Source organism: Egibacteraceae bacterium (assembly GCA_035540635.1).
Classification (GTDB): Bacteria; Actinomycetota; Nitriliruptoria; order Euzebyales; family Egibacteraceae; genus DATLGH01.
The window spans coordinates 1-10061 of record DATLGH010000070.1 but is presented as its reverse complement, the minus strand read 5'-3'; the positions used below and the strand labels follow the sequence as shown (position 1 = coordinate 10061).

The window sequence follows — 10061 nt, the reverse complement described above, 5'->3', positions numbered from 1 at the left end:
CGGCTCGGCCGGGAGATGGTCAACCTGTTCTACGGCAAGTTCCCCCACCCCTCCACGCTCGTGCCGGGCGGGGTGACCACGACCATCACGACCTCGACGTTCAACGAGTTCAACTCGCGCCTGATCAAGTTCATCGACTACGCCAAGCGCGTCCAGGGCTGGTGGAACGACGTCCTCGACTTCTTCCTCGAGTGCAACCCGCGCTACGCCGAGGTCGGGCAGCGCCCGATCAACATCATCCAGCCCGGTGCGTGGGACGACCCCGAGGCGTACGACGCGACGTACGCGAACATCGACCGGTGGGGCAGCCTCCGCAGGTCCACGCCCGGCGTGATCATCGACGGCAAGCTCGTCACGACGAACCTCACGCAGATCGACACCGGTATGGAGGAGTTCGTGCAGCACTCCTTCTACGAGGAGTGGAGCGGAGGCGGGCAGCGCTACGCCAACGACCCCAACGGCAACCCGGTGTCGCCCTACCACGCCTGGAACAAGATCACGATCCCGAAGCCGGGCGCCCGTGACTTCAAGGAGAAGTACACCTGGGACACCGCGCCGCGTTGGGACCGTCAGGTCGTGGAGACCGGCGTCTACGGGCGCATGTGGGTCACCGCACTCGCGCAGAAGGCTCCACCCAGCGACTTCGTGCAGTCGACCGGTGACGGCCTGCGGATGCTGCTGCCCAAGGGTGAGCTGCCGGAGATGGAGCTGTTCTGGAAGGTGCCCGACCGCCTCAACGCCTTCGAGCGCACGCGGGCCCGCTCCTTCTCGGTCGCCTGGCAGGCCGCGAACGCGCTGACCGTGCTGCTGCAGGCCTACGACTACTGGCGCCGTGGGGAGACGAAGGCCTACACGAAGTTCACCGTGCCGAAGGACGAGCGCCGCGGTGTGGGGCTGTGGGAGGCCGGCCGGGGCTGGCTGTCCCACCACATGACCATCGACAAGGGTCGCATCGTCAACTACCAGATCAACACGCCCTCGACGTTGAACGCCGCGCCCCGCGACCCGTGGGGTCAGCCCGGTCCCTACGAGCAGGGCGCGATCGGCACGCCGCTGCTCGAGGCCAACAGCGACGACAACCTCAAGGGCATCGACATCCTCCGCACGATCCGCAGCTTCGACCCGTGCATGCCGTGCACGACCCACATCGACACCGGGCGGGGTGTGATCAGCAGAGAGGTCAACTCCTGCTCCTGCACCCTCGAGTAGGCGCCCGGCAGGTCCGCCGCCTCCCACGGCCTCCGCGAGTGGGGCTCCCGAAGGTTCCCGTGGGAGGCGGCGGTACCACCCCTCCCTTCGCCGCCACCTCACGTGGCGGCGAGCGTGCGCCTGAACAGCGGGATGAGCCCGCCGGTCTCGACCATCTCGACCTGGCGGGGCGACAGGCGGTGGCGCAGCGCGTAGGTCTCCCCCCGGGTGCGGTTCTCGACGGCGAGCTGACCGCGCTCGACGAGCGCGGCGCGGACCCCGCGCAGGACGAGCACGTCGCCCTGGCTCACCCGGTCGTAGTCCTCCGGGTCGGCGAACTCGGCGGCGAGGATCCCGAAGTTGGCGAGGTTCTGCCAGTGGATGCGGGCGAAGCTCTTCGCGACGACGGCGCGCAGGCCGAGGTAGCGCGGCGCGATCGCGGCGTGCTCGCGTGACGAGCCCTGCCCGTAGTTCTCGCCGCCGACGATGACGTGACCGGTGGCCGCGGCCCCCTTCGCCCGGCGCACGTAGGTCTCGTCGTACTGGTAGTAGACGAACTCGGCGATGGCCGGGATGTTCGACCGGAAGGGCAGGACCCGCTGGCCGGCGGGCATGATGTCGTCGGTGGACACGTTGTCGCCGGTCTTCAGCAGCACCGGCGCCTCCAGGTCGTCGGGCAGCGGGTCGAAGTCGGGCAGCGAGGAGATGTTGGGCCCCTTGACGAGCTCCTCTTTGACCGCGGCGCCGGCGGGCAGCGGCGGGGTGAGCATCTGCTCGTTGATGCGGTAGTCGTCGGGGTAGGCGAAGGACGGGTAGACCATGCCGTCGCCTTCGAGGTCGCGCGGATCGGTGATGACCCCCCGCAGCGCGGACGCCGTCGCCGTCTCCGGCGAGCACAGGTACACCATGTCCTCGCGCGTGCCCGAGCGGCCGGGGAAGTTGCGCGGCGTGGTGCGCAGGCTCGGCCGGCCGGTGGCGGGCGCCTGGCCCATGCCGATGCAGCCGTTGCAGCCGGCCTGGTGCAGGCGGGCCCCGGAGTGCAGCAGCGGCATCAGCAGGCCCATGTTCGTGAGGTTCTCGAGGTCCTGCCGGCTGGCGGGGTTGATGTCGAACGACACGCCATCGGCGGTGCGTCGCCCGCTGGCGAGCATCGCCGCCATCGCGAGGTCGCGCAGCCCCGGGTTCGCCGAAGAGCCGACGTAGGCCTGGTAGATCTCGGTGCCGGCCACCTCGCGCACGGGCACGACGTTGCCGGGGCTCGACGGCTTGGCGATGAGCGGCTCGAGGGACGACAGGTCGATCTGCTCCTGCAGGTCGTAGGTGGCGTCGTCGTCAGCGAGTAGCTCGACGAACTGGTCGCCGCGCCCCTCGCGCTCCATGAACGTGCGCACCGCGCCGTCGGCGGGGAAGACCGTCGTGGTCGCGCCGAGCTCGGCGCCCATGTTCGCGATGACGTGGCGGTCCATGGCGTCGAGGTCGGACAGCCCCGGACCGTGGTACTCGATGATGCGCCCGACCCCGCCCTTCACGTCGTGGCGGCGCAGCAGCTCGAGGATGACGTCCTTCGCGCTCACCCAGTCGGGCAGACGGCCGGTGAGCTCGACGCCCCAGATCTCCGGCATGGTGAGGTAGAGCGGTCGTCCGGCCATGGCCATCGCGACCTCGAGGCCACCCACGCCGATGGCGAGCATCCCGAGCGACCCGGCGGCGGGGGTGTGACTGTCGGAGCCGACCATGGTCTTGCCAGGGACGCCGAGGCGCTGCATGTGCACCGCGTGGCTGACGCCGTTGCCCGGCGGGGAGTACCAGACGCCGAACCGCCGGCAGGCGCTGCGTAGGAACAGGTGATCGTCGGGGTTGCGCTCGTCGGTCTGCAGCAGGTTGTGGTCGACGTACTGGGCGCTGGCCTCGGTGCGCACGACGTCGAGCTGCATCGCCTCCAGCTCGAGCATGACGAGCGTCCCCGTCGCGTCCTGGGTGAGCGTCTGGTCGATCGCCACGCCGATCTCCCGACCCGGCGTGGGATCCCCCGAGACGAGGTGCGAAGCGAGCAGCTTCTGCGCGACGTTTGCGCCCATCAGTCGGTCCTTCGTTGGCGGCGGGTCATCCCCTGCGGCCTACCCGGCCTTCGGGGCGGGGAAGCAGCGACTTCCCCGCGGAGCCTGCTCGGGGGATACTCCCGGCCGGCTGTCCAGCAGGGAAGGCGCGTCGTGACCGCTACGCCAGCGAGCGTCAAGCAGATCCTCGAGGAGCTCACGGGCGGCCTGCGCGCAGGCGACAACGTCGTGCTTCAGGCCGACGCGGAGGTGGATGCGCACTTCGTGCTGGCCGGCGTTCTCGAGCTCGACCCGGAGCGCGGGCCCGTCGTCTACGTGAGCTTCCGCCTGCCCCCGGAGGAGATCCACCACCGGTTCGGGTCGGCGCTGCTCGTCGTGGACTGCACGGGTACCGGCGTCGCGGCGGAGCCGCCCCGGAACGACGTGGGGGTGCAGCACATCAGGGACGCGACCCCGGCCGCCGTCCGGGAGGTGCTCTACCGCGTCACCCAGGAACTCGGCGCGGGCGCTACGTACGTGTTCGACGGGCTCACCGCCATGCAGCGGCGCTGGAGCACCGAGGGGGCGCTGTCGCTGTTCCTCTGGATGTGCCCGAAGCTCTACGAGGAGCGCACGATCGCGTACTGGACGCTGGAGCGCAGCGCGCACACTCCCGCGTTCCTCGCCAAGCTCGCCCAGATCACCCAGGTCGTCATCGACCTCGGGCGGGACGGCGAGCGGTGGTGGATGGAGCTGCGCAAGGCCCACGGCCGCTCGGAGGACCTCCTCGAGGGGCGGATAGCCTTCGTCGTCGAGCCCGACGGCGTGCAGGTCGTGGACCGGTCACCCGTGAACCGTCAACGGGTCGGTCGGCTCATCCGGCGGCAGCGCATCGCCGCGGGGTTGTCGCAGGCGGAGCTCGCCCGGCGGGTGGGGGTCAGCCCGAGCGCGCTGTCGCAGACCGAGCGTGGCCACCACGGCATCTCCGGCGACGTCCTCATGCGGGTCTGGGAGGCGCTCGGCGTCCCGCTCGGCGACCTCGAGGCTCAACGTTCCACCCACCGCGTGTTCCCCCGCAGCAGCCACTCCGCGGAGGAGATCCAGCCGGGCGTGACGGCGGAGACGGTGGTCCAGTCCGCCGACTTCACCGTGCACCTGCTGCTCTGCGAGCCGGGCGCGTCCGGGAACCGTCCGTTCTTCTCCACCAAGCGCCGGGAGTTCGGGGTGGTCGTGGACGGCGTTCTCCAGCTGTCGATCGGTCAGAGCGAGGAGACGTTGCAGCAGGGCGACGCGATCCTCGTGAACGACCCGGTGCGCGCCTGGGCCAACCCCGCCGACGTCCCCGCGCGGGCGGTGTGGGCACTGCTGGGGTGACCGGCGTCGGGTTCACCCGTCGCCAGCGCCTTCGGGCGGGACGCCGACGGCGACGACTCCCCGCGGGGTCGTGGCGGCCAGGCCGCGGGCGGTGAGGTCGGCGAGCGCGGCGAGCACCGCACCGACGGCGTGTCCGCTCGCCGCCGCGAGGCGGTCGGGCGTGGCAGGCGCGGCGCCGAGCAGCCGCAGCACCTCGCCCGCCACCCCGTCGACGCCCGGGAATGGCGTCTGCGTGCCTCGCGGCGGGGCGGGTGGCGGCAGGGCGCCGAGCACCTCGAAGACGTCGTCGAGGCGGGTGAGCGCCCGGGCGCCGTCGCGGATGAGGTCGAGCGGCGCGCGGCTCGCCGGCTGGTAGAGCGACCCCGGCACGGCGAGCACCTCGCGTCCCTGCGCGGCGGCGACCCGCGCGGTCTGCAGCGCACCGCTGCGGGCGCGCCCCTCCACGACGACGGTCGCGTCCGCCAGCCCGGCGACGATCCGGTTGCGCCAGAGGAAGTTCGGCGGTCGAGGAGGCGTCCCCGGCGGGTACTCGCTCACGAGACCTCCGGAGGCGGCGACGGCGTCGCGCAGCCCCGCGTGTCCCGCGGGGTAGGCGACGTCGAGACCGGTGCCGAGGACCCCGACCGTCGCCCCGTCGGCGTCGAGCGCGCCGGTGTGCGCCGCCTGGTCGATGCCGCGGGCCATGCCGGAGACGACGACGACCCCGCGCCCCGCGAGGAGCCGGCCGAGGTCACGGGCGGTGCGCAGCCCCTCGAGGGTGGGATGGCGGGTGCCGACGACGGCGACCGCCGCCGTCCCGTGCGGCACGCGCCCGTCGGCGCTGCGCACGAACAGCCACAGCGGCGCACCGAGCTCCGGCCAGGCGGTCGACAGGCGCGCCGGGTACCCGGGCTCGCCGACCACGGCGATCTTGGTGCCAAGCCGCAGCAGCCGGCAGGCCAGTCGTTCCGCCGCAGCCGCGGACGGCAGCGGCCCGGCGCCGCACACCTCCAGCGCCTCGATGAGCGGCGCGGCGGCGGTGGACCGGCCCGCGTCGAGACGGGCGGCGAGGGCCCGTCGGACGCGCTCGGGATGTACCCACTCCGCGGCGGCGAGCCGCACGACGCGGGCGACGAGCGCCGGGTCGGCGCCGGCCGACAGCCGGCGTGCCCACTCGGGCACGGTGTTCGGTTGTCCTGGCGCGGTCACCGGTGGACCCGCACACCGCGCCGCCCGGGGGTCATGCCCGCCCCCCCACCGGCGTGCGCCCCGCCGCGCGCAGGGCGAGACGGTGCGCGTGCGCCTCGAGGACGTGCTCGCGGGTGACGACGTCCGCGCCTTCGAGGTCCGCGCAGGTCCGCGCGACCCGCAGGACCCGGTCGTAGCCGCGGCCGGTCAGCTCACCGCGCTCGACGGCCCCGGCGAGGAACCGGAGCGCCGCGGGCCGCGTCACGGCTCGCACACGCGCGGCCGGCATGTCGGCGTTCAGGGCGCCCTGGCCCCAGCGGTGCGTGGCGGCCGCGCGGGCTGCGGCGACCCGGGTGGCGACCGCGGCGCTCGGCTCGCCGTCATGGGCCGCGAGGAGGTCGTCGGCGGTCAGTGGGACGAGCGTCGGCGCGAGGTCCAGCCGGTCGGCAAGGGGGCCGGACAGCTTCGCCCGGTACCCCCAGATCGCCTCGTCGGCGCACGCGCACGCGTCCCCGCCCCCGCACGGGCACGGGTTGGCCGCGCACACGAGCTGGAAGCGCGCCGGGTAGGTGACCGTCGCCTTCGAGCGGGCGATGCGCACGACGCCCTCCTCCAGGGGCTCCCGAAGCCCCTCGAGGACGGCGCGTGACCACTCGAACAGCTCGTCGAGGAAGAGCACGCCACGGTGCGCGAGCGACACCTGGCCGGGCAGGGCCACGCCGCTGCCGCCACCGAGGAGCGCGGGGGCGGACACGCCGTGGTGCGGCGATTGGAACGGAGGCACGGTGTCGAGCGCGCAACCGCTGCGGCCGGCGAAGCGCCCGGCCACGGAGCGGATCGTGGCGAGCTCCATCGCCTGGGCGTGGGACAGCGGCGCCAGGATGCCCGGCAGCCGGCGGGCAAGCATCGACTTGCCGCAACCGGGCGGGCCCACGAGGAGCACATGATGGCCCCCGGCGGCGGCGATCTCGAGCGCCCGGCGCGCCTCGGCCTGACCGCGTACGTCGGCGAGGTCGGGCGCGCCCCACCCGGCAGCCTTCGGCGGCAGCTCCGGAACCGGGCGGGCGGCACGCTCCCCGCAGACCACCGCGACCGCCTCGGCGAGGTCGGACACCGGCACGACGGCAAGCCCCTCGACGAGCGACGCCTCGGCTGCGTTGCCGTCGGCGAGCAGCACCCGGCGCACGCCTGAGGCCGGCAGCGAGGCGACGGCGGGCAGGACGCCGGGGACCGTCCGCACCGCCGCGTCGAGCGCGAGCTCGCCGATGGCCGCCGTCTCCTCGATCGCTGTCTCGGGAAAGGTGCCGACCGCAGCGAGGACCGCGAGCGCCATGCCGAGGTCGAATCGCGCGCCGGCCTTCGGAACATCGGCCGGGGCGAGCGACAGGAGCACCTTGCGCGCGCCCGGCAGCAGCCCCGCCGCCGACAGGGCGGTGCGCACCCGGTGGACGGCTTCGCGGGCCGCCGGCCCCGACGAGCCGATCACCGTCATCCCCGGCAAGCCGCCGCCTACATGCGCCTCGATGGCGACGGGGACCGCGTCGAGCCCGACCACGGCGACGCTGCGTGCCCGGCCGTGCAGTCCGGTGCTCATGGCTCCCCGACGCCACGGAGGTGGAGCACCTCGGCCCCGCCACCCGTCACCGGCCACCACACGGCGACGACGTCGATGCGCAGGTCCGCCGGACGCCACGCCAGCCCGGCCGCGTAGGCGGTGGCCAGCAGCCGCAGCTGGCGCTGCTTGCGGGGCGTGACGGCTTCGAGCGCGTCGTCGGCGTCCGCGCGGCGGCGCGCCTTGACCTCGCAGACGACGAGGGTGCGCCCGTCGACGGCCACGATGTCGAGCTCGCCGCGCAGCGCACCGTCGGCGCACCGCCAGTTGCGCTCGACGACGGTGAGCCCGGCGCGTTCGAGATGGCGCGCGGCGATCTGCTCGCCGATGCGCCCGATACCGGCCGTGCGCGGGGAGGAACCCATGCCGCGACGCTAGCCCCGGCCGTCCGCCTCCTCGACGGCCGGTCTCAACGGCCTGTGGACAACGCCGGGCGCGGCCGCTACAGGACGCCCATCCCCCAGGCGATCGCGGCGGCGATGACGACGACAGCCACGACGAGCAGCACGATGTCGCGCGTCTTGGAGTCGCGATAGCGGCGGGTGGCGTTGAACCCCACCGCTAGGTGTCCTCCGGCACGAACGGCGCGTCGCCGCCGCTGTCCTTGGCGAGCTCCTCGACGTTGACGTCGTGGAAGGTCAGTACGCGAACGGATGGGACGAAACGGGCGGGCCGGTACATGTCCCAGACCCACGCGTCGGTCAGCTCGATCTCGAACCAGGTGGTGTCCGCGTCGCCGTGCGTGGTCAGCTGGACGTCGTTGGTGAGGTAGAAGCGGCGTTCGGTCTCCACGATGTAGGAGAACATGCCCACGACGTCGCGGTACTCGCGGTAGAGCTTGAGCTCCATCTCGGCTTCGTACCGCTCGAGGTCCTCGGCGCTCATGGGCCCACAGTAGCCGTCGCGCGCCCGCGCTCGGGTTCCTCGGCGTAGTCGGCGATCGGCAGGGTGTCGACCCGCTGCAACGGCCAGATGACGACGAACGCGCGGCCGACGAGGTCCTCGCCCGCGATAGGCCCGAGGCTCGAGCGGCTGTCGGCCGAGTTCGGCCGGTTGTCGCCCATCATGAAGTAGTGCCCGGAGGGCACCTCGACGGGCCCGAAGGGGGTGTGGTCGGGGGCCGACAGGTACCCGCCGTCCTCGGTCGTCGCCTCGGGCAGCGGTTCGCCGTTGATGCGCACCACGCCGTTGCGCATCTCGACCGTCTCTCCCGGCAGGCCGATGATCCGCTTGATGTAGTCCCGCTCGTCGGGGCGCGCGACCCCGAGGCCCGACGAGAGGAAGTGCATGACCCGCTCACCGACGCTGCGGTGCCCATCGGCACCCTCGACCCGCTCGGTGAACACGACGAGCTCGCCCCTTCGCGGCTCCCGCAGCTGGTAGGAGAGCTTGTTGACCAGGACGCGGTCGTCGATGTGGAGCGTCGGTTCCATGGACGACGACGGGATGTAGAACGCCTGGACGAGGAAGGTCTTCAGCAGCAGCGCGAGGACGAACGCGACGAGGATGAGCACCGGCAGCTCGGCGAAGAAGCTGCGGCCCCTCTCCCGCGCCTCCTCCTCGGCTCCCGACCGGGCGCCCGCCTCGGTGTCCATCAAGGGTGCGGGCTCGTCCTCGGGGCCCGCGGGCGGAGTGCTAGGCGCCGGCCGGTTCACGCCGCTCCCGGATCTTGGCCTTCTTGCCCACCCGGTCCCGCAGGTAGTAGAGCTTCGCGCGGCGCACCTTGCCCCGCCGGATGACCTCGATGTGGTCGATGACCGGTGCGTGCACGGGGAACGTCCGCTCGACGCCGACCGCGTTGAAGCTGATCTTGCGGACGGTGAAGGTCTCGCTCACCCCGCTGCCCTTGCGCGCGATGACATGGCCTTCGAACACCTGGATGCGCGAGCGGTTTCCCTCGGTCACCTTCACGTGGACGCGCACCGTGTCGCCTGGGCGGAAGTCGGGGACGTCGTCGCGCAGGCTGGCAAGGTCGACGAGGTCGGTGCGGTTCATGACGGCGGGGCCTTTCAGGGATCGTCGGGTCCCGGCAGCGCGGGCGGGGCGGTGATGGAGTCGGGTCGACCGGCTCCTGCCGGCGGGTCGGCACCAGCATAGTCCGTCCGTAGCGACACGCTCGCGTGGGCGGGTGGCCAGACGATCGCGAAGGCCCGTCCGACAACCTCCTCGCGCGGCAAGGTGCCGAGGGTGTAGCGGCTGTCGTCAGAGTTGGTGCGATTGTCGCCGAGCACGTAGTAGGCGCCGTCGGGCACGGTCACCGGCGCGAAGCTGCGGCCGTCGGGGACGACCCAGGGCTCGCGCAGCGCGTGGCCGTCCACGACGACCGTGCCGTTGCGGACCTCGACGGTCTCCCCCGGCAGGCCGACGACCCGCTTGATGAGGTCGGTGTCGTCGCCGGGCCGCAGGAGCCCGAGCCCCTCGAAGAACCCCCGCGCCGCCGCGGCCGCTCCCCGTTCGGCCTGCCGCCCGGGCCGGTGGAAGACGACCATCTCGCCCCGCTGGGGCTCCCGGAGGCGGTAGGACACCTTCTCGACGAGGATGCGGTCGCCGACCTGCAGCGCCGGGACCATCGACGCGGAGGGGATGAAGAAGGCCTGCAGGAGGAACGTCTTGATGAGGAAGGCCACGAGGAGTGCCGCGGCCACGAGCAGCGGCACCTCCGCGACCCGTCGGAGGGCCCGGGA

Annotated in this window: 10 protein-coding genes; 2 read left to right on the top strand and 8 right to left on the bottom strand. The window is 72.8% G+C overall.

Going from position 1 to position 10061, the window contains the following annotated elements:
* The coding region (locus tag VM324_11960; protein ID HVL99996.1) for a nickel-dependent hydrogenase large subunit at nt 1-1209 on the top strand (1209 nt) is incomplete at its 5' end.
* 98 nt (nt 1210-1307) lie between these two features.
* Here the strand turns inward: VM324_11960 and VM324_11955 are convergent.
* The gene (locus VM324_11955; GenBank protein ID HVL99995.1) at nt 1308-3266 is read right to left on the bottom strand and encodes an aconitate hydratase; all 1959 of its coding nucleotides are present in this window, start codon (nt 3264-3266) and stop codon (nt 1308-1310) included.
* A gap of 132 nt (nt 3267-3398) precedes the next feature.
* On the opposite strand from VM324_11955, the gene VM324_11950 reads away from it, so the two are divergent.
* Nucleotides 3399-4598 carry a helix-turn-helix domain-containing protein gene (locus VM324_11950; GenBank protein ID HVL99994.1) on the top strand — a complete coding sequence of 400 codons (1200 nt, stop codon included), beginning with the start codon at nt 3399-3401 and terminating at the stop codon, nt 4596-4598.
* Nucleotides 4599-4610: 12 nt separating this feature from the next.
* Here VM324_11950 and dprA read toward each other — a convergent pair whose 3' ends face one another.
* The 7 genes from dprA to lepB (VM324_11915) all read right to left on the bottom strand — a co-directional run.
* Nucleotides 4611-5786, bottom strand: coding sequence for a DNA-processing protein DprA (gene dprA, locus VM324_11945; GenBank protein ID HVL99993.1), 1176 nt, complete (start codon nt 5784-5786; stop codon nt 4611-4613).
* A 31-nt stretch (nt 5787-5817) separates the two neighbouring features.
* Entirely contained in the window at nt 5818-7359 is a 1542-nt protein-coding gene (locus VM324_11940; protein ID HVL99992.1) for a YifB family Mg chelatase-like AAA ATPase, read from the bottom strand.
* Entirely contained in the window at nt 7356-7742 is a 387-nt protein-coding gene (locus VM324_11935) for a YraN family protein (protein ID HVL99991.1), read from the bottom strand. Before VM324_11935 ends, VM324_11940 begins: the two co-directional genes overlap by 4 nt.
* A gap of 196 nt (nt 7743-7938) precedes the next feature.
* Nucleotides 7939-8262: a DUF2469 domain-containing protein gene (locus VM324_11930; protein ID HVL99990.1), complete on the bottom strand. Its 324-nt coding sequence runs from the start codon at nt 8260-8262 to the stop codon at nt 7939-7941.
* Complete coding sequence (gene lepB / locus VM324_11925) at nt 8259-8972, bottom strand: signal peptidase I (protein HVL99989.1); 714 nt, start codon at nt 8970-8972, stop codon at nt 8259-8261. The genes VM324_11930 and lepB (VM324_11925) overlap by 4 nt, the downstream gene beginning before the upstream one ends.
* A gap of 40 nt (nt 8973-9012) precedes the next feature.
* Nucleotides 9013-9372, bottom strand: coding sequence for a 50S ribosomal protein L19 (gene rplS, locus VM324_11920; protein HVL99988.1), 360 nt, complete (start codon nt 9370-9372; stop codon nt 9013-9015).
* Nucleotides 9373-9386: 14 nt separating this feature from the next.
* Nucleotides 9387-10061, bottom strand: a 675-nt coding sequence (gene lepB, locus VM324_11915) for a signal peptidase I (GenBank protein ID HVL99987.1), incomplete at its 5' end; no start/stop codon positions are given.